The 19,694-nt window shown below is 60.5% G+C and carries 19 protein-coding genes and 2 tRNA genes; 13 read left to right on the top strand and 8 right to left on the bottom strand.

Going from position 1 to position 19,694, the window contains the following annotated elements:
• Positions 1-1,485: a glutamate synthase subunit beta gene (locus B5F12_RS00775; RefSeq protein ID WP_087228786.1), complete on the top strand. Its 1,485-nt coding sequence runs from the start codon at positions 1-3 to the stop codon at positions 1,483-1,485.
• A gap of 46 nt (positions 1,486-1,531) precedes the next feature.
• On the opposite strand, the gene B5F12_RS00770 is transcribed toward B5F12_RS00775, so the two are convergent.
• Positions 1,532-2,095 (bottom strand): TetR/AcrR family transcriptional regulator, encoded by a 564-nt coding sequence (locus tag B5F12_RS00770; RefSeq protein ID WP_087228783.1) that lies wholly within the window; start codon positions 2,093-2,095, stop codon positions 1,532-1,534.
• A 146-nt stretch (positions 2,096-2,241) separates the two neighbouring features.
• Between B5F12_RS00770 and glgB the strand changes: the two genes are divergently transcribed.
• A complete protein-coding gene (glgB, locus tag B5F12_RS00765) occupies positions 2,242-4,038 on the top strand; it encodes a 1,4-alpha-glucan branching protein GlgB (RefSeq protein WP_087228780.1) in 1,797 nt (598 codons plus the stop codon).
• 19 nt (positions 4,039-4,057) lie between these two features.
• Here the strand turns inward: glgB and B5F12_RS00760 are convergent, their stop codons facing one another.
• Complete coding sequence (locus B5F12_RS00760; protein WP_242954852.1) at positions 4,058-5,461, bottom strand: MATE family efflux transporter; 1,404 nt, start codon at positions 5,459-5,461, stop codon at positions 4,058-4,060.
• Between the two features lie 184 nt (positions 5,462-5,645).
• A tRNA-Ala gene (locus tag B5F12_RS00755) sits at positions 5,646-5,721 on the bottom strand.
• Positions 5,722-6,164: 443 nt separating this feature from the next.
• Between B5F12_RS00755 and B5F12_RS00750 the strand changes: the two genes are divergently transcribed.
• The 3 genes from B5F12_RS00750 to B5F12_RS11625 all read left to right on the top strand — a co-directional run bounded on the left by B5F12_RS00750 (position 6,165) and on the right by B5F12_RS11625 (position 6,909).
• Positions 6,165-6,240 (top strand) — tRNA-Ala (locus B5F12_RS00750).
• 120 nt (positions 6,241-6,360) lie between these two features.
• The gene (locus B5F12_RS11810; protein ID WP_158096715.1) at positions 6,361-6,537 is read left to right on the top strand and encodes a hypothetical protein; all 177 of its coding nucleotides are present in this window, start codon (positions 6,361-6,363) and stop codon (positions 6,535-6,537) included.
• A gap of 111 nt (positions 6,538-6,648) precedes the next feature.
• The gene (locus tag B5F12_RS11625; RefSeq protein ID WP_143482293.1) at positions 6,649-6,909 is read left to right on the top strand and encodes a hypothetical protein; all 261 of its coding nucleotides are present in this window, start codon (positions 6,649-6,651) and stop codon (positions 6,907-6,909) included.
• 39 nt (positions 6,910-6,948) lie between these two features.
• Here B5F12_RS11625 and B5F12_RS00745 read toward each other — a convergent pair whose 3' ends face one another.
• From B5F12_RS00745 to B5F12_RS00725, 5 genes are all read right to left on the bottom strand, one after another.
• Positions 6,949-7,422 (bottom strand): TspO/MBR family protein, encoded by a 474-nt coding sequence (locus B5F12_RS00745; RefSeq protein WP_087228777.1) that lies wholly within the window; start codon positions 7,420-7,422, stop codon positions 6,949-6,951.
• Positions 7,423-7,518: 96 nt separating this feature from the next.
• Positions 7,519-7,935 carry a YbaN family protein gene (locus tag B5F12_RS00740; protein ID WP_087228774.1) on the bottom strand — a complete coding sequence of 139 codons (417 nt, stop codon included), beginning with the start codon at positions 7,933-7,935 and terminating at the stop codon, positions 7,519-7,521.
• Positions 7,936-7,939: 4 nt separating this feature from the next.
• The gene (locus B5F12_RS00735) at positions 7,940-8,284 is read right to left on the bottom strand and encodes a nitrous oxide-stimulated promoter family protein (protein WP_087228771.1); all 345 of its coding nucleotides are present in this window, start codon (positions 8,282-8,284) and stop codon (positions 7,940-7,942) included.
• Positions 8,284-9,936, bottom strand: a complete 1,653-nt coding sequence (cydC, locus tag B5F12_RS00730) for a thiol reductant ABC exporter subunit CydC (RefSeq protein ID WP_087228766.1) — start codon at positions 9,934-9,936, stop codon at positions 8,284-8,286. Before cydC ends, B5F12_RS00735 begins: the two co-directional genes overlap by 1 nt.
• Complete coding sequence (locus B5F12_RS00725; protein WP_087228763.1) at positions 9,933-11,669, bottom strand: ABC transporter ATP-binding protein/permease; 1,737 nt, start codon at positions 11,667-11,669, stop codon at positions 9,933-9,935. The genes cydC and B5F12_RS00725 overlap by 4 nt, the downstream gene beginning before the upstream one ends.
• Before the next feature lie 204 nt (positions 11,670-11,873).
• On the opposite strand from B5F12_RS00725, the gene B5F12_RS00720 reads away from it, so the two are divergent.
• The 8 genes from B5F12_RS00720 to B5F12_RS00685 all read left to right on the top strand — a co-directional run bounded on the left by B5F12_RS00720 (position 11,874) and on the right by B5F12_RS00685 (position 19,693).
• Positions 11,874-12,392 (top strand): hypothetical protein, encoded by a 519-nt coding sequence (locus B5F12_RS00720; RefSeq protein WP_087228759.1) that lies wholly within the window; start codon positions 11,874-11,876, stop codon positions 12,390-12,392.
• Between the two features lie 127 nt (positions 12,393-12,519).
• Positions 12,520-12,714: a ferredoxin gene (locus B5F12_RS00715; protein ID WP_087228756.1), complete on the top strand. Its 195-nt coding sequence runs from the start codon at positions 12,520-12,522 to the stop codon at positions 12,712-12,714.
• A gap of 15 nt (positions 12,715-12,729) precedes the next feature.
• Complete coding sequence (hcp, locus tag B5F12_RS00710) at positions 12,730-14,361, top strand: hydroxylamine reductase (RefSeq protein WP_087228753.1); 1,632 nt, start codon at positions 12,730-12,732, stop codon at positions 14,359-14,361.
• 344 nt (positions 14,362-14,705) lie between these two features.
• A complete protein-coding gene (locus tag B5F12_RS00705; protein ID WP_087228750.1) occupies positions 14,706-16,022 on the top strand; it encodes a M18 family aminopeptidase in 1,317 nt (438 codons plus the stop codon).
• Between the two features lie 25 nt (positions 16,023-16,047).
• Positions 16,048-17,073, top strand: a complete 1,026-nt coding sequence (gene selD / locus B5F12_RS00700) for a selenide, water dikinase SelD (protein WP_087228748.1) — start codon at positions 16,048-16,050, stop codon at positions 17,071-17,073.
• A gap of 19 nt (positions 17,074-17,092) precedes the next feature.
• The gene (gene yedF / locus B5F12_RS00695; protein WP_087228745.1) at positions 17,093-17,716 is read left to right on the top strand and encodes a sulfurtransferase-like selenium metabolism protein YedF; all 624 of its coding nucleotides are present in this window, start codon (positions 17,093-17,095) and stop codon (positions 17,714-17,716) included.
• A complete protein-coding gene (yqeB, locus tag B5F12_RS00690; RefSeq protein ID WP_087228742.1) occupies positions 17,713-18,540 on the top strand; it encodes a selenium-dependent molybdenum cofactor biosynthesis protein YqeB in 828 nt (275 codons plus the stop codon). Before yedF ends, yqeB begins: the two co-directional genes overlap by 4 nt.
• 4 nt (positions 18,541-18,544) lie before the next feature.
• Positions 18,545-19,693: an aminotransferase class V-fold PLP-dependent enzyme gene (locus tag B5F12_RS00685; protein WP_087228740.1), complete on the top strand. Its 1,149-nt coding sequence runs from the start codon at positions 18,545-18,547 to the stop codon at positions 19,691-19,693.
• Position 19,694: the final 1 nt, after the last annotated feature.

Raw genomic sequence — 19,694 nt, 5'->3', positions numbered from 1 at the left:
ATGGGAAAGCCCACAGGATTTATGGAATATCAACGTCAGAACGGGCCTTCCGTCCCGCCTCTGGAGCGCATTCAAACCTTTGACGAGTTCCACACCACCCTCACCCTCCAGCAGCAACAGCAGCAGGGGGCCCGGTGTATGGACTGCGGCGTCCCCTTCTGCCAGGCGGGGATGATGATCGGCGGCATGGCCTCCGGCTGTCCCCTCCACAACCTGGTGCCTGAGATCAACGATCTGGTGTACCACGGCAACTGGGAGCAGGCGTATATCCGCCTCAGCCGCACCCACTGCCTGCCCGAGTTCACCTCCCGGGTGTGTCCCGCCCTGTGTGAGGCGGCCTGTACCTGCGGGGAGTATAGTGAGCCGGTCACCACCAAGGACAACGAGCGCCAGGTCATTGAGTACGCTTTTGCCCATGGCCTGGTGAGCGGGGAGCCCCCCAAGGTGCGCACGGGCAAGCGGGTGGCCGTGGTGGGCAGCGGCCCGGCCGGCCTGTCTGCGGCGCTGCTGCTCAATCAGCGGGGCCACTGGGTGACGGTGTTTGAGCGCCACGACCGCCCCGGCGGGCTGCTGCGCTATGGCATTCCCAATATGAAGCTGGACAAAAAGGTCATCGACCGCCGCGTTACCCTCATGGAGCAGGCGGGGGTGGAGTTCCGGTGTCACGTGGACGTGGGCCGCACCGTCACCGCCCAGGAGCTGCTGGAGGAGTACGACCGGGTGATTCTGGCCTGTGGGGCCAGCCAGCCCCGGGACCTGCCCGTGCCCGGGCGGGAGGCCCAGGGGGTGATGTTCGCCGTGGACTTCCTCACCCAGGTGACGAAAGAACTGCTGGACAGCGACTTTCAAACCGTCCCCACCCACCTGGCCGAGGGCAAACAGGTGCTGGTCATTGGCGGCGGCGACACGGGCAACGACTGCGTGGGCACCGCCATCCGCCTGGGTGCAGCGGGGGTGACCCAGCTGGAGATGATGCCCAAGGCCCCGGAGACCCGTACCCCCGGCAACCCCTGGCCCCAGTGGCCCCGGGTGCGGAAGACCGACTACGGACAGCAGGAGGCCATCGCCGTATTTGGCGAAGACCCCCGCCGCTACCAGACCACGGTGCAGGAGCTCAAGCAGGACGCAGAGGGCAAAGTGTGCGGAGCCGTGCTGGTGAGCCTGGAACCCAAAAAGGAGGAGGCCACCGGACGGATGCAGATGGTCCCCGTGGAGGGCAGCGAGGTGGAGGTGCCCGCCGACCTGGTGCTCATCGCCGCAGGCTTTTTGGGCAGTGAGGAGTATGTGACCCAGGCCTTTGGCGTGGAGCGGGACGGCCGCACCAACGTGGCCACCCAGCCCGGCGGCTATGAGACCAGCGTGGAGCGGGTGTTTACCGCCGGAGACATGCACCGGGGCCAATCCCTGGTGGTATGGGCCATTGCCGAGGGCCGGGAAGCGGCCCGGGCGGTGGATGCCTCCCTCATGGGATACAGCAACCTATAATCATACAGAAAGTCCGGCACGGGAAGGTTCCTGTGCCGGACTCTGTTTAGTCTGCCTGTTTTCGGGCGTGCAGCTCTTCCACCAGGGCCCGAGAGCAGTGCTCGGTGATCTGGGCGATGGCGGCAATGGTGCCTGGGGTGTCGATGGCTTTTCCCTCGCACATGGCGTAGTAGCCTCCGAAAATGGCGAAGTTGAGATAGACATTGAAGAACAGATCGTCTTCATATTGGGGATAGGCCTGGAAAATCCGCTCCTTTAGGGCGGCGTGGAGCTTGACCACGAAATTTCCCCGCTGGGGGCCGGAAAACAGCTTGTCAATCCGGGCCGACTGGGCGTAAAAGGCCAGAAACAGCTCCTGGGTGAACTCTTTGGGGTGCTCCACCACGTATTGGGGGTGGGGGAGGTTGTCCACCACCTGCTGGATCAGCTCCTGCTCCAACTGATCGGACAGGTGGTAGATGTCTGTGAAGTGGGTGTAAAAGGTGGACTTGTTGATCTCCGCCTTTTCACACAGCTCCTTGACCGTGATTTTCTCCAGGGGCTTGTGGGCCCGCAGCTCCATAAAGGCGGTGATGATACTCCGCCGGGTTTTCTTCACTCGAATGTCCATATGCCCCGTCCTTTCCCGACACTTTGCTGCAAAGGTTGGTTATCCGACCGCTGGCCTCAGCTGCTGGTGTGCAGCGGAGACGATACCATGTATACTCCATTATAGTTGAAAAACCGACCATTGTCTAGAAATGTCAGGAGGCTGCCATGGATTTTTACGGATTTTACACGGGCCAGGAATTTGAGGCCTATCGCTTTCTTGGAGCCCAGGTGCAGGGGGACGGCAGCGTAGTTTTCCGCACCTTCGCCCCCAATGCCGCAAGCATCTCGGTGATTGGAGACTTCAACAGCTGGCAGGGCAGTGACATGCACAAGATCTACGACGGGAACTTCTGGGAACTCACCGTTCCCCAGGTGGAGGTGGGGTCCCGGTACAAATTCCGCATCACCAGCCAGACAGGAAAAACCATCGACCACTGCGACCCCTATGGATTTGGCAGCGAAAAGCGGCCCCATACCGCCTCTGTGGTCCACACCCTGGACCGCTATTCCTTCCAGGATGGGGCGTGGATGGACCGCAGGGGAGAGGGGTACCAGCAGCCCCTGAACATCTACGAGGTGCACCTGGGCTCGTGGCAGAGAAAATCCGATGCCCCCGACGACTGGTATACCTATGAGGAACTGGCCCAGCGGCTCATCCCCTATGTCAAGGAGTGCGGCTATAACTATATTGAGTTGATGCCTCTGGCCGAGCACCCCTGTGATGCCTCCTGGGGGTATCAGGACACCGGATTTTTCAGCCCTACCTCCCGGTATGGAACCCCCGATCAGCTGCGGTTTTTCATTGACCAGTGCCACCAAAACCACATCGGGGTCATCATGGATTTTGTCCCGGTGCACTTTGCGGTGGACGACTACGCCTTGTGGAATTATGACGGCACCCCTCTCTATGAGTATCCCAACACCGCGGTGGGCCGCAGCGAGTGGGGCAGCTGCAACTTCATGCACTCCAGAGGGGAAGTTCGGAGCTTCCTCCAGTCGGCGGCTCTCTATTGGCTGAAGGAGTTTCACGTGGACGGCCTGCGCATGGATGCGGTGAGTAACCTCATCTACTGGAAGGGAGACCCAGGGCGGGGGGAGAACCGGGGAGCCATCCAGTTTTTGCAGACTATGAACCAGGGCCTCAAGCAGCGCCTGCCCCACGCCCTGCTCATTGCCGAGGACTCCACCTCCTATTCCGGTGTGACCCGGGATGTGGCCCACGGCGGACTGGGCTTTGACTACAAGTGGGATTTGGGGTGGATGAACGACACCCTGTCCTACTTCCAGACCCCGCCCCAGATGCGGCCCCAGCACTATCACAAACTCACCTTCTCCATGATGTATTTCTATCAGGAGCGGTATTTGCTCCCCCTGTCCCATGACGAGGTGGTCCACGGCAAGGCCACCATCCTCCAGAAGATGCACGGGGACTATGAGGAGAAGTTCCCCCAGGCCAGAGCCCTGTACTGTTATATGATGGCCCATCCTGGGAAGAAACTTAACTTCATGGGCAATGAGATTGGGCAGTTCCGGGAGTGGGACGAGAGCAGGGAGCAGGACTGGAATCTGCTCCGTTATCCCAAGCATGATGAATTGTTCCGGTTCATCCGGGACTTAAACCACCTGTACCTCAACCACTCCGCCCTGTGGCAGGAGGATGACCGAGAGCAGGGCTTCCGGTGGCTGGACTGCCACCAGGAGGAGCGGTGCATCTACGCCTTGGAACGGCGCAGCGAAAAAGAGCGCCTGGTGTTCGTGTTCAACTTCTCGGACCAGACGCAGGACGGCTACCAACTCCCTGTGGAGGGGTGCGCCGGACTGCGGCCCATCCTCTCCACGGAGTGGGAGGAGTACGGCGGAGGCGTGAAGCGGGATGAGAGCGTTTTGCCTGCCCAGCACAACCAAGTTCAACTGTCTCTTCCGCCCTATTCCGGGCTGTGCCTGGCGGTGGAAGGGGAATAAACAACAAGGTCTGAAATCGTTAGGATTTCAGACCTTGTTGCACATGATTGGGTTGAAGCTCGTTGGCAGAGGGGCGGAACCGGAAATAGATGTAGAAGGAGAGAATCACATTGAGGGTGTCCGCTGTGATCTGGGACCAGACGATGCCGAACATGCCGAAGATGGCGTTGAGGAGAAAGAGCATGGGGATGTTGAGAAACAGCCACCGGGTCACGCCCAGGAAGAGGGATACGCGCCCTTTGCCAAAGGCCTGGAACAGGTACACGGTGAAAAAGCTCAGGAACATCAGAGGGGTGGCTAGCACCCGGATACGGAGGAACTGGGAGGCCAACTCCACCGTCTGGGCGTCTCCGATGAACAGGTTGGAGAACTGAACGGCGAAAATCTCATAGAGCGCAATGCTAATGGCCGCCACAATCAGACCCAGGCGGCGGGAGAGGCGGATGGCATCATTCATCCGCTGCTGATTTCCCGCGGAGTAGTTGTAGGCCACCAGGGGCAGCATACCCTGGCAAATGCCGACCCCTACGTTTAGGGGGAACCGCTCCACTTTGAGGACGATGCCCACGGCGGCCAGAGCCACATCGTGGTAGGACACCATCAGCTTGTCAATGACCACATAGTCCAAATCGAAGAGCAGGGTGGTGATGGCGGAGGGAATGCCCACCCCGAATACCGCCACAATGCTGCTGCGCTGGGGCAGTCCTGCTTTGGGGGAGAAGGTGATGATGGAGCCCCGACCCATCCGGGCCAGCACCACCAGGAAAAAGAGCAGGGCCACGCAGTTGGACAGGCAGGTGGCCAGACCGGCGCCCAGCACTTCTTGGCCCTGGGGCAGCAGTACAAACATAAAGAGGGGGTCCAGAGCGATGTTCAGCAGGCCACCCAAGATGATACCGGCGCTAGCCTCCCGGGAGCGGCCAATGCTGCGGATGAGGTTTGCCAGCACGTTGGACAGGACCGTGGGAATGCCGCCGATGACAATGACACAGGTGGTGTACTGCTGGGCGTAGTGGTAGGTGTTCTCGCCTGCACCCAGAAGGCCCAGAAGAGGCCCCATGAACAGCCCCGTGCCCAGGGCGAAGAGGGCGGCGATGGACAGACCCAGGTACAGAGAGAAGGCGCTGACCTTTCGGGCCTCCTCGGGTCGGCCACTGCCCAGCAGCCGGGAGATGAGGGAGCCGCCGCCGATGCCTGCCAGTCCGGCCAGACACAGGGTGATGTTGAACACGGGGAGGATGAGGGAGGTGGAGGCCACCATGTACGGGTTATTGGTCCGCCCCACAAAGAAGGTGTCCGCCATGTTGTAGATCAGCACGATCAGCTGGCTGGCCACGGCGGGAAGAATCATCTTCCGCAGGGCTACGGGGATGGGGAGAGTGGCGAAGATATCGGATTGGGCTGGTTTGCTGTTTGCTTGCATGGAACTACACCTGAGCTTTCTAGCGGTTTATGGACTGCATGTCATTTGTCGCAACAAAGTATATCATAGCACACACCCACCGATGTTTTCCAGAAGAAAGAATGAAAGGAATTGATGCATAGGGCGGATGGTATCATGGTTTTGAGAAAAGAAAAAGTCCTGAACGCATCTGCGTTCAGGACTTTGGTGGAGATAAGCGGGATCGAACCGCTGACCTCTTGAATGCCATTCAAGCGCTCTCCCAGCTGAGCTATACCCCCGAGTTGTTATTTTGTTTTTGCGGCGGTCTCTCGCGCCGACAAAAGTAAGTATATCAGAAAGGGGGTGGTTTGTCAACAAGAAATTTCAAAAAATCTAAATTTTTTTCTTGGCCCTTTGTGCCTCTTGTTTCCGGCCTCGTGTGCCCGGGAAATAACGTGGTCAAGATAGGGCGCACAGGACAGTCTGGGGGAAGCCTGCACAACTGCCACGCACCAGAGAACTGCCTGCATGAAGATCTACTTCGTGGGAGCAATGCCATACGCGGAGGGATACCCGTATGATGTCTAATAAATTATAGAGGTGTATGAACAGCGGTGTAGGGCTTATTTTAGCCTCTGCAAAAAAATCTGAAATTTTCTGAAAAAAGCCCTTGACTTTTCTTACACCCCCTGTTATACTAACACTCGTTCCGCAGGGGACACGACAAAAACGAATACGACCTGGGGGTATAGCTCAGCTGGGAGAGCGCTTGAATGGCATTCAAGAGGTCAGCGGTTCGATCCCGCTTATCTCCACCAAAAAGACCTGGAACCAAACGGTTTTAGGTCTTTTACTTTTTCTCTGTGTGTTGCATCTGGATAGGCTCCATGCTATCATGATAATAACAAGAGGAACGGAAAAAGCACGAGGTGATAAAGATGAAGCATTTGAAACGATTCCTGTTGCTGCTAATTGCGTTGGTTGTGGGCGCTGGACTGGGCCACATCCTGTTGTCGGAATTTGAACCGCTGCGGCTGATTGCTTTTCTTGTGCTGTGTTTGGCTTTGGGGGAACTGTTCTATCAGATTGATCAAAGAACGCAAGAGCAATCGTGAGCGTGGGGAGCCGTTGCATCTGACAAACTCTTTACCGTACCTGGGTGGCTCTGTTTACCTGTGCGTGCTATGGTTTCCTTATCCGATGCCATGGAGAGAGGGAGCCGGAAGATGAGAAAGCTACAGATGTGGGATTTGGCCTCTGCACTGGTGTTTTTGATGGGGGCTGTACTGTTTGGTGTGCCCTGTTTTCGGTATGAGGTGGTGACACCGCTATCTGGGCTTGGTGCACTGGTTGCAGTAGTTGGGGTGATTATGGGGCTGGTGAAGGTGCGCTGCCCGTGTTGCGGTGCCTTTCTAGGTGCTCTGGTGTCTTCCAAGCGCCCCTTTTGTCCCAGTTGTGGGCGCAATTTGGAAAAAGTGCTGCGATAAGAAAAGCTCTGGAACCCGCCACAGGTTCCAGAGCTTTTTTCATCGGTTGAGCCAGAAAATCCCCAAGTTGAGATACCCGGCAAAGGCTACCCACGCCAGATAGGGCAGCATCAGCCAGAACGTGCGGCGGTCCAGGGCAGAAAATTGCAGGGTGGTGAGGAGAATGAGGCACCACAGCAACACCAGCCAGAAAAAGGACACCAGATACAGCCCCAAGTTGAAAAAGAGAATGGACCACAGGAAGTTAAACCCCAACTGAATGCCGTAGAACGTCAGGGCCCGCTTGACCTGTTTTTCCGGGCCCTGGGACCGGACCACCAAATAAGAGGCAATTCCCATCAGGATAAAGAGTACCGTCCACACCACGGGAAACAGCCAACCTGGCGGAGAGAGAGGCGGCTGGTTGAGGGCCTGAAAGTCCTCCATAGCGCCCCGGGTCACCCAGCCGGACAGGCCGCCCACCGCCAGGGGGATGCCAATGCACAATACCAATTGACGCAGTTTGTGACTCATTCCCAGCACCTCCGTTGCGGCTATTGTATGCTGAGTTGGGGATAATTATGCAATCAAACACCCCGTGAACCGTTCCGTGGTCCACGGGGTGTTGCGTTAAGCCTGAGAGGCGGTTTCGTCCAGTTTGCGGTAATGCTCCGCCTGGGCAGGGGAGAGGGTCTTGATGCCGAAGATAAAGAAGAGAATGTGGAACAGCCACACACAGCCCAGGACGATGCGGCCTACCGGGACGCTGCCCATCATGAAAAAGCCGATGGACATTACCAGGGTGACCGTGACCATGATGCGAAGTTTGGTGCGCCAGGTCATGCCCCGGCCTTTGGCAAAGCTCTCCAGATTGTTTTTATACAGCTTGGTGGAGGTGAACCAGTTGTGCAGCCGCTGAGAACTGCGGGCAAAGCAGAAGGCCGCCAGCATCAAAAAGGGAAAAGCGGGGAGCAGGGGCAGCACAGCGCCAACGGCGCCCAGTGCCAAGGCAATACAGCCAAATAGGATATAGAGCACTTTTTTCATGGTATCATCTCCTGTTTTGTCTTTGTTTCTCTCGTGTACTCTCCCACACGTGGCGCAGGGCAAGAATGGGGTGGTGGAGGAGCATCCGGGGCCCGGCGTAGCGCATGACCTGCCGAATTTGCTGGGCCATGTCCTTCCGGTAACAGTGCACCTTGCAGTTGGAGCAGAAGGTTTTCGTCTCCATAAAGGGGCATTTGTCGCTGCGCTCCATGGCGTAGTCCTTCAGCGCCTGGCACTGGGGACACAGCTGTCCGGTGGGGGTGTGGTGAGCGCCGTGGCAATAGATGGAAATCATCTGCCCCACCACCTTCTGCTCCCGCTGGCGTTTTTTCTCCACAGCGGAGGCCATCAGCTCACCCTCCCATGCTCCACCGAGTGCACCTGGTCGGCAATGCCCATGGTGGACCGGCGGTGGCTGACCAAAATCACCGTGCGCTGGTCCCGCTCCCGGTGGAGGGAGCGGAGAATCTCCGCCTCGTTGAGGCTGTCCAGATTGCTGGTGGGCTCATCCAGCAGCAGGAAAGGGGCGTTGTGGAGGAAGGCCCGGGCCAGTCCCAGCCGCTGCCGTTCGCCGCCGGACAGGGTGTCCCCCAGTTCTCCCACCGGGGTATCGTACCCCTGGGGCAGGGTGAGGATGAAGTCGTGGATGGAGGCCTTCTTGCAGGCCTCCTCCACCTCTTCCCGGGTGGCGTCGGGGCGGGCCAGAAGAATGTTTTTCAAAATGGTGTCGTGGAACAGGTCGGTGTCCTGGGTCATATACCCTTGCATGGAGCGCAAATCGGCGGTATTGATGTTCCGCACGTCTCGCTCCGAGATGGTCACCTCTCCGCTCTGGCGGTCCCAGAACCGCATGAGCAGCTTTAAGAGGGTGGACTTGCCCGAGCCGCTGCGGCCCACAATGCCCACCACTTTTCCCTTGGGAAAGTCCAGGGTCAGGCCGTCCAGAATGGTCTCACCGCCGTAGGAGAAGGTGAGATCCTCGCAGGCGGCCCCGTGGAAGCGGGTGGCAGACTGTCCGGACACCTCTTCCACCACCGGGGTCTCGTCCAGAATGTCTAGCACCCGCCGGGCGGCGGCAAAGGTGCTCTGGAGGGTGGCGCCCAGGTTGGCCAGAGCCACCACCGGGCCAAAGGAGGACATGAGGGTAATGAGGGGGACCAGCACTCCGCCAAAGTTTACTTGACCCTGTTCCAGCAGCACCAGCCCCAGGACCAGCAGCGCCAGGTCGTAGAGCCAGATGACGGTGTGGGTGACGGCGGTGTTGGTGCCGGTGATACGGCTCATGTCCTGCTGCACCCGGCTCAGATCGTCGGTGCGGCCCTCCAGCTCACCAAGACGCTGGGCCTGGCCGTGGTACTGGATGGTCTCATCCACTCCCCGCAGGCTGTCCAGTACAAAGGCGGACAGCTGCCCCGCCTTCTGGCGCATCCGGTTGCCGGTATCCCCGGAGCGGCGAGAGGCCAGCACGGGGAGGAGAATGCCCACGGTGGCGTAGGCCAGCAGAGCCAACACCCCGTAGGCCCAGTGGAACCAGGCCAGAAAGGCGGCGGTGAGCAGGCTCATTACAAGGGCAATGGCGGCCGGGGAGATGGTGTGAGCGTAGAACACCTCCAGCAGCTCAATGTCGGAGGTGATGACCGAGATCAAATCCCCCTTGTCCCGCCCGTCCAGCTTGGCAGGGGCCAGGCGGCGCAGGGCGGCAAATACCTTTTGGCGCAAAATGGCCAACAGTTTAAAGGCAATGTAGTGGTTGCAGGTCTGCTCTCCGTAGCGGAATACCCCGCGCAGCAGGGCACACAGGGCGGCGACCAAGAAAATCAAGGGCAGGGTGTCCTGGTGGTTGAGGACGGAGAGAATGCCCACGCCGCCCAGCACCGGGATCAGGGTGGCGGCGATGAAGCCCAGCACCCCCAGGGTGATGGCCAGAAGCATCACTCCGGTGAGGGGGCCCACCAGCGTGATGAGGCGGGCCATACAGGATAGATTGCTGCGCGGTTTCATGCGGGTACCTCCTCTTGGTTGAATTGTTCCAGCTCTTGCTGCTGGTCCCACAGCCGGGCATACAGCCCGCCTCGGTCCAGCAGCTGCCGGTGGGAGCCGTGCTCCACCACCCGACCGCCCTCCATGGCGTAGATGACGTCCGCCCCGGCCACATTGGCCAGACGGTGGGAGATGACCAGCACCGTGTGGGTGCGGGAGAGACGGTGGATCTGCTCCATGATCTCGTTTTCGCTGTCCACATCCACGTTGGAGGTGGCCTCATCAAAGATATACATGGGGCTGTTGTGGAGCAGTGCCCGGGCCAGGGCCAGACGCTGGCGCTGACCACCGGAGAAGTTGCTTCCGCCCTCCTGGAGCTTGGTGTCCAGCCCCTGCTCGCTGCGGAGAAAGGGGGCCAGATTGACCTGCTCCAGCACCGCCCACAGCTCGTCGTCCAGCGCCTCCGGGCGGGCCAGCAGCAGGTTGTCCCGCACCGTGCCCTTGAAGAGATAGCTTCGGTGTCCGATGTAGGTGCAGTGGGCCATGAGGCTGTCCTCGGACAGGGAGGACAGCTCCTTGCCTCCTAAGGTGATGTGTCCTCCATAGCCCCGGTTGCGGCCCATGAGCAGGGCGGACAGGGTGGACTTGCCGCAGCCGCTCTCGCCCACCACGGCGGTGAGGGAGCCGGGGGTGATGGTCAGGTCCACCCCCTGGAGGATGGGACGCTGGCCGTCATAGGAGAAGGTGACGCCCCGGCACTCCAGGGTGGGATTGCCCTCCACGGATTCCGCAGAAGGGGCGGGCACCTCCAGGTCCAGCAGGGCGTAAATCTTCTGGGCTGCTGCCATGCCGTTCATGGCTACGTGGAAGAAGCTTCCCAGCAGCCGCATGGGGAGGAAGAACTCCGCCGACAGCAGGATGATGGCAAAGCATCCGGCAGGGGTGATGTGCCCCTGGGACAGCTGCATGAGGGCCAGAATGGCCCCCAGAGCTGCCCCGCCATAGGCGATGAGGTCCATAATGACAATGGAGTTGAGCTGCATGGTGAGCACCTTCATGGTCACCTTGCGAAACTCCTCCGCCTGCTGAGCCATTTCCTCCTGACGAGCCTCATCGGCCTGATAGATTTTCAAGGTAGTCAGGCCCTGGAGATTCTCCAAGAAGTGGTCGCCCAGACTGGTGTACTTCCCCCAGTACTTGGCCAGCAGCTTTTTGGCAAAGGTCTGTACCGCCGCAATGGCAATGGGGATGAGGGGCACGCACACCAGCAGCACCACAGCGCATATCAGGCTGATGGGTGCCAAGAAGACAAAGAGCGTTACGGGAGCCAGCAGGCTGTAGAAGAACTGGGGCAGGTAGGAGCCGAAGTAGATCTCCAGCTGGTCCACTCCTTCCACCGCCACCTGAACCACCTGAGCGGTGGAGGTGCGCTGGCGGTAGGAGGCCCCCAGGGTGTACAGCTTGTCAAATAGAGCCCGGCGCAGGGTGGATTTCACCTGCCGAGAGGCCAAATGGCTCATGCGGGCGGCGGCCCGCAGGGCAAACCACCGCACCACCAGAGCAACCAGGGCAATTCCTCCCGCAAAGGGGAGACTGGAGGATACCGGGCGGCCCTCCAGCAGCTGTCCCAGGAGCCAGCCCAGGGTAAACACCAGGGCGGCATTGGCCACCATGGAAATCCACTGGCAGGCCACATTTCCGGCAATAAATTGTTTGCTGTCCGGCACCATGCCCAACAGCCGTTTGTCCATCATCATGGGAATCTCCTCTCCTTTGAATTAGCTCAGGCTAACAGAAATGAAAAAAAGAAAGTTAGCAAAAGCTAACGTTTTGTGCAAAAAAGAACAGGGCGAAGTTACCCTATGCAAACTATAGCACATTCCAGGCGGTGGTGCAAGCAGAAAATGGGGGGGAGGGCATAGGATGAAGGTGGAAACCCCTGGAAGGAGGATGCCTAGATGGGAATGACCAGTTCAAATAAAGTGGTGGACCGCAGCGAAGTGAGCTGTGACGGCGAATTTCAGGTGACGCTGGCACTGACGGCGGCCCCAGACATCATTGAGAACCCCACCGATATTGTATTGGTGTTGGACCGCTCCGGCAGCATGTCAGGCGTGCCGCTGGGCGCCCAGGGGCGTATCATCCAGCTGGAGGTGACGGTGAAGGACGTCTGTCCCAACCGCAGGGTGGCCTTAGGCGTGATGTTAGAGGAGGTGGGCCCGGACGGGAAAACAGAGCCCCGTGGGTTTAAGGCGTACACCATTCCCGCCCACACCCAGCCGGGATGCCGGGACGTGCAGGTCCAGTGCATCCGCTTTGTGGTGCCCGAAGATGTGTCCCTGGGGGGAAGTCTCTGTGTGACACCCGCCGCTTCCAGGTCCAGCTTATCGCCCAGGAGATGGATTGGGAGTTCCGCTGTCCGTAAACCAATCGCTATGCCAGGTGGGGAGATTCCCCACCTGGCAAAATTTTTTTGAAAACCTGTTGGAATAACAACAGAAAGAGGCGGCAAACCTGTGCTACCATGCTCCTTGTCATAAGAAAGGTTTAAGACGCTGTCAGCGGTGGCATTCTATGGGTATCAACCGGAAGGGAAGTGCTGATATGAATGCGACAGTGGATCAATATCTGTGTATCGGGTGCGGGGCCTGTGTCGCCTTGTGTCCTCGTGTGTTTCGTATGGGAGAGGACGGCAAGTCGGGGGTGAGCCAGGCGGTCACGGAGGAGACCTTGTCCCAGGTGCAGGAGGCCATTGACTCCTGCCCGGTCACCGCCATCAGCTGGCTGGAACACGAGTAAAAGGAGCTTATCAACATGGAACAAAAGATGTTTTGCTACCAGTGCCAGGAGACCGCCGGGTGCCGTGGGTGCACCATGGTGGGTGTGTGCGGCAAGCAGCCGGATGTAGCCGCTATGCAGGACCTGCTGGTGTATGTCAGTCGGGGCATTTCCGCCGTCACCACGGCTCTGCGCAAGGAGGGAAAGACGGTTGCCCCGGAGATCAACCATCTCATTACCCTCAATCTCTTCACCACCATCACCAACGCCAACTTTGACCGGGAGAGCATTGAGGCCCGCATCCGGGCCACGCTGGAGGCCAAGGCCCAGCTGCTGGCCCAGCTCGGAGATACCGCGAACCTGCCCCAGGCCGCCCTATGGGACGGCGCTGGGGACTGGGAGGAGAAGGCCAAGACGGTGGGGGTGCTGTCCACCGAGAATGAGGACATTCGCTCCCTGCGGGAACTGATTACCTACGGCCTCAAGGGCCTGTCCGCCTACTCCAAGCACGCCAACGCCCTGCTCCAGGACGACGAGGACGTGGACGCCTTTTTGCAGCGGGCCCTGGCTGCCACGTTGGACGACAGCCTCACGGTGGATCAGCTGGTGGCCCTCACCCTGGAGACGGGCAAGTACGGCGTGGCGGGCATGGCCATGCTGGACAAGGCCAACACCACCGCCTATGGAAATCCTGAGATCACCCGCGTCAACATCGGGGTGGGCAAGAATCCCGGCATTCTGGTCTCCGGCCACGATCTGCGGGACCTGGAGATGCTGCTGGAGCAGACCCAGGGCACCGGGGTGGACGTGTACACCCACTCGGAGATGCTCCCCGCCCACTACTATCCCGCCTTTAAGAAGTATCCCAACTTTGTGGGCAACTACGGCAACGCCTGGTGGAAGCAGAAGGAGGAGTTTGAGGCCTTCCACGGCCCCATCCTCATGACCACCAACTGCATTGTGCCTCCCAAGGACAGCTACAAGGATCGGCTGTATACCACTGGAGCCGCCGGATACCCCGGCTGTACCCACATTCCCGGCGAGATCGGGGAGCAGAAGGATTTTTCTGCCCTCATTGCCCACGCCAAGACTTGTGAGCCCCCCGCCCAGCTGGAGACCGGGGAGATTGTGGGCGGCTTTGCCCACGCCCAGGTGCTGGCCCTGGCTGACCAGGTGGTGGAGGCGGTGAAGAGCGGCGCCATCCGCAAGTTTGTGGTCATGGCTGGCTGCGATGGCCGGGCCAAGAGCCGGGAGTACTACACCGAGTTTGCCAAGGCTCTGCCCCAGGACACGGTGATTCTCACCGCTGGCTGCGCCAAGTACAAGTACAACAAGCTGCCTCTGGGTGACATCGGCGGCATTCCCCGGGTGCTGGACGCTGGACAGTGCAACGACTCCTACTCTCTGGCGGTCATCGCCCTGAAGCTCAAGGAGGTGTTCGGGCTGGAGGACATCAACGACCTGCCCATCATCTATAACATCGCCTGGTATGAGCAGAAGGCGGTTATCGTGCTCCTGGCCCTGCTGTACCTGGGAGTGAAGAACATCCACCTGGGTCCCACTCTCCCCGCTTTCCTCAGCCCCAACGTGGCCAAGGTGCTGGTGGACAACTTCGGCATCGCGGGCATCGGCACTGTGGAGGAGGACATGAAGCTGTTTTTCGGCTAATGTCTCAAAAATGCAAGCATTTTTGAGAGAGTGCAGCCCGCTGCATGCATAATTGGGTCAAAGGGCGACCCAATTCCACACTGGCGGGCTCCAGAAGTGTATTTTCCCATGCGCATGTCCTGGGAAAATACGTGATTTCAATTTATTTTCCCGCCCGGGGGGCGGGAAAACTCTGCCGAGAGCTTTTGACTGAGCGAGGTTGTCACAACTTCTTGCATGGATGCTAGCTTTGAAACAAATTGAGCCGGAGTGCATCACGCACTCCGGCTTTTTCCATGCTGTGATTGAAAAATCATCAGAATTTAGTATAATGTAGAAAAGCATAGACTAGGAGGAACCAAACCATGTATCAAGAGACATCCCGTGAGGTGTTGGATTTTATCAAACACAGCCCCAGCTGCTTCCACGCCGTGCACCAGCTCTCCCGAATGCTGGACCAGGCCGGATATCAGCGCCTGATGGAGTGTGAGCGCTGGGCGCTGGAGAAGGGGGGCAAGTATTACGTCACCCGCAACGGCTCGTCCATCATTGCCTTCCATGTGGGCCAGCAGCTGGACAATTACCACTTCCAGATCACCGCCTCCCACAGCGACTCTCCCAGCTATAAGGTGAAGGAGAAGGCGGAGCTCAAGGGCAAGGGCGGCTATCTCCAGCTGAACACGGAAGGGTACGGCGGCATGATCTGCTCCAGCTGGCTGGACCGGCCTCTGTCTCTGGCTGGCCGAGTGCTGGTGCGCCAGGGCAACGTGGTGGAGACCCGGCTTCTCAACATCGACCGGGACCTGCTGCTCATCCCCAACGTGGCCATCCACATGAACCGGGAGGTCAATTCCGGCATGAAGTACAACCAGCAGGTGGACATGCTCCCCCTGTTCTCCGCCGGGGAGTGTGGAGAGAACAGCTACTATGAGCTCATCGCCCAGGAGCTGGGAGTGAAGCCGGAGGACGTTGTGGGCTGTGACCTGTACCTCTACCCCCGGGTGGCCCCCTCCCTGTGGGGCGCTAAGGAGGAATTTATCTCCTCTCCCCGCCTGGACGACCTCCAGTGCGCCTATACCTCCATGAAAGCCATGGTGGACAGCCACAACCCCCACGGGGTCAACGTGTGCTGCTGCTTTGACAACGAGGAGGTGGGCTCCGGCACCAAGCAGGGTGCTCTGTCCACCTTCCTGCGGGACGTGCTCCAGCGGGTCCACGCTGCCCTGGGCCATGCCCCCGAGGACTACTTCCGGGCGGTGGCCAAGAGCTTCATGGTGTCCTGCGACAACGCCCATGCCGTCCACCCCAACCACCCGGAGAAGACGGACGGGGAGAACTGTGTGTATATGAATCAGGGCATTGTGGTGAAGTTCTCCGCCAACCAGAAGTACACCACCGACGGCATCAGTGCCGCCATCTTCATGCAGCTGTGTAAGGACGCTCAGGTGCCCGTGCAGACCTTCGCCAACCGCAGCGACATGGCAGGAGGCAGCACCTTGGGCAACCTGTCCACCCAGCAGGTGTCCCTCCACACCGTGGATGTGGGCCTGCCCCAGCTGGCCATGCACTCCACCTATGAGACGGCAGGGGTGAAAGATTCCGCCTATATGGTCCAGGCCCTCACCGCCTTCTATAATACCGACCTGGACATCACCGACAGCGATCGGTTTGTGCTGGGCTGAGAATACGAGAAACGAGGTGTGTTTCATGGGTCAACCGCTGCAATTTTGCCGAGGCGGTGGATGCACCGCCAAGCTGGGCCCTGCGGCCCTGAGCCGGGTGCTGGAGAAGCTGCCCCGGCCCACCGACCCCAATTTGCTCATTGGCGCCCAGTCCAGCGACGACGCCGCAGTGTACCGCCTCACCGATGACCTGGCCATCGTCCAGACCCTGGACTTCTTCCCACCCATGTTGGACGACCCCTACCTTTTCGGGCAGGTGGCCGCCACCAACGCCCTCAGCGACATCTACGCCATGGGGGGCGAAGTGAAGACGGCGCTGAACATCGTCTGTTTTCCGGAGGAAATGGACCTGAACATCCTGGGCGAGATTCTCCGGGGTGGTAGCGAGAAGGTACTGGAGGCCGGGGGCTCCCTGGCCGGGGGCCACTCCATCGCCGACCAGGAGGTGAAGTACGGCCTGTCTGTGACGGGGGTGGTCCACCCCCAGCGAATTCTGGCCAACAACACCGGAACCGTGGGGGACCACCTCATCCTCACCAAACCTCTGGGGGTGGGGCTGCTGTGTACCGCCGCCCGGCTGGGCCAGGCGGACTCCCAGGCCTTCCAGGGAGCGGTGAAGTCCATGACCACCTTAAACAAATACGCTGCCCAGGTGGCGGCCAAGTACCGGGTCCACGCTGCCACCGATGTGACGGGGTTCGGATTGTTGGGGCACCTCCATGAGATGATGCGCCCCGACCTGTCGGCCCGGATTTTCGCCCACGCCCTGCCCGTGCTGGACACGGCCCTGGACTGTGCCGACGAGTTTTGCCTCACCGCCGCCGGGCAGCGCAACCGCAACTTTGCCGCCCAGCGGGCGGTGCTCCACGGGCTCACTTTTGCCCAGGAGGAACTACTCTTTGACCCCCAGACCTCGGGGGGGCTGCTGCTGGCGGTGGAGGAGGCGGATGCTCAACTTCTGCTGGAGGAACTGCGCACGTTAAATCTGCCCTGCGGCGACATCGGGACCATTCTGCCCCGATTGGACGCAGAGATCATTGTAGAACCGTAAATAAGAGGAGGAAATGAATATGGAAGTTCTGGTGGATGCCCGTGGCAAGGCATGTCCCTTGCCGGTGATCGAGACCCGCAACGCCCTGCGGGAGCACGGCGCACCCGTGGTGACCCTGGTAGACAACGACATCGCCCGGCAGAACGTGGAGAAGATGGCCCGTCAGATGGGCCTGAATGCCGCCACTCAGCAGGAGGAGGGATGTTGGCGCATCACCCTCACCGCCGCAGGACAGAGCTTTGACCCGGACAGCCAGGAGGTGGAAGACCTCATGGAGAACATTCCCCCCTGTACTGTGCCTGTCCAGGGCCCCACTGTGGTGGTGCTGTCCTCGGACCAGATGGGCATGGGGGACGAGGTGCTGGGCCGGGCCCTGATGAAGGGCTTTGTCTACGCCCTCACCCAGCTGGATGAGGCCCCGGACACCGTACTTTTGTACAACGGCGGCGCCAAGCTGTCCGTGGAGGGGGCGGAGACAGTGGCGGACCTGAAGACCCTGGAAGAGGCTGGGGCGGAAATCCTCACCTGTGGCACCTGCCTGAACCACTACGGCCTCACCGAGAGGCTGGCGGTGGGCAGCGTCACCAACATGTACGTCATCGCTGAGACTATGGCCAAGGCCGGAAAGGTCATTCGCCCATGAGGGGCGTGGTAGTCGTCCGGGGCGGGGGAGACCTGGCCACCGGGACCATCCTGCGCCTGTACCAGTGCGGGGTGCGGGTGTTGGTGCTGGAGTGCGCCCAGCCCACCGCCATCCGCCGGGCGGTGGCCTTCTGTGAGGCGGTGTATGACGGTGTCACTCAGGTGGAAGAGGTGACCTGTCGCCGCATTGATACCCCGGAACAAGCCGAAGAAGTGTGGATAGCTGGGGAGATTCCCCTACTGGTGGACGAGACTGGGGCGTGCCTGCTTCAGGTCCGGCCTGTGGCCCTGGTGGACGCCATTCTGGCCAAGCGCAACCTGGGTACCACTCGGGATATGGCCCCTATCACCGTGGCCTTGGGCCCCGGCTTTGTGGCCGGGGAGGATGTGGACGCCGTGGTGGAGACCATGCGGGGCCACCGTCTGGGCCGGGTGCTGTACACCGGGGCCGCCCAGCCCAACACAGGGGTGCCGGGGAAGATCGGCGACTACGACAAGGAGCGGGTCATCCACGCCCCGGCGGACGGGGCCCTGGTGCCCTGTACTGCCATCGGCGACGTTGTGCGGGCGGGGCAGACCCTGGCCATGCTGAGGGACGTGCCGGTGCCCGCCACCATTGACGGCGTGCTCCGGGGGCTCATCCGGGCGGGATACCCGGTGACCAAGGGCCTGAAAATTGCAGACATTGACCCCCGACTGGGGGAGCGGGAGAACTGTACCACCGTCTCGGACAAGGCCCGGGCCATTGCCGGGGGCGTGTTGGAGGCCCTGCTCCACCTGGCTCAGGAGCGAGGCCTCACCCGTTGCCTGCTGGGGGAGGGGTGAGCCCATGATCTATCTGGATGCGGCGGCCACCTCCTTTTTGAAGCCACCCTGTGTGGCCCAGGCGGTGGTGGATGCCATGCACACGGTGGGCTCCCCAGGTCGGGGAGCCCATCCTCTGACTCTGGCAGCCTCCCGCACTGTGTGGGCCTGCCGGGAGGCGGTGGCGGAGCTGTTGGGGGCCGCAGACCCCGCCCGGGTCTGCTTTACCCCCAACTCCACGGCGGCGCTGAACACCGCCATCTGTGGCCTGTACGGCCCGGGGGACCACGTCATCACCACCGCCCTGGAGCACAACTCCGTGCTGCGCCCTCTGTATCGCCTGGAGGAGCAGGGCCTGGAGCTGACCATCCTTCCCGCCGACGAAATGGGCAACATCGACTATGGGGACTTTGCCCGGGCCCTGCGCCCAAATACCCGAGGGGTGGTGTGCACCCACGCCTCCAATGTCACGGGGAATACCCTGGATTTGGGGCGCATCGGGGACTTTTGCCGGGCTCATGGACTCACCTTTGTGGTGGATGCCTCCCAGTCTGCGGGAGTGCTGGACGTGAACCAGCAGGCGGTGGGGGCTTCCGTGGTGTGCTTTACCGGCCACAAGGGACTGCTGGGCCCCCAGGGCACAGGCGGGCTGAGCGTGGCCCCGGATGTGACCCTTCGCCCCTTTGTAGTGGGGGGCAGCGGCGTGCACAGCTACGACCGCCGCCATCCCCAGGACCTGCCCGAGGGCCTGGAGGCGGGCACCCTTAATGCCCACGGCCTGGCGGGGCTGCTGGCCGGGATAACTTATATCAAAGAACAGGGCCGGGAAAACTTGTATCGGAAAGAGATGGAATTGGCCCGGACTTTCGTAAACGGGGTGCGGGACCTCCCCGGCGTGACCCTATACGGGGATGTGGACGCCCCCCACCGCACGGCGGTGGTATCTTTGAACCTGGGAGAGGAGGACGCCGGAGAGGTGGCGGACGTGCTGGCCCAGGAGTTCGGTATCTGCACCCGGGCGGGTGCCCACTGCGCCCCTCTCATCCATGAGGCCCTGGGCACCTCGGCTCGGGGGGCAGTGCGGTTTTCTTTCTCCCATTTGAATACCCATCAAGAGGTAGCCCAAGCCGTGGGCGCTGTGTCTGAGCTAACCCGGCGGCTATCACCCATATAAG

Origin of the sequence: Pseudoflavonifractor sp. An176, from assembly GCF_002160435.1 — a bacterium.
GTDB classification, from domain to species: Bacteria; Bacillota; Clostridia; order Oscillospirales; family Oscillospiraceae; genus Enterenecus; species Enterenecus faecium.
The sequence above is the reverse complement of the archived record's forward strand: the minus strand, read 5'-3'. Positions and strand labels throughout refer to the sequence as shown.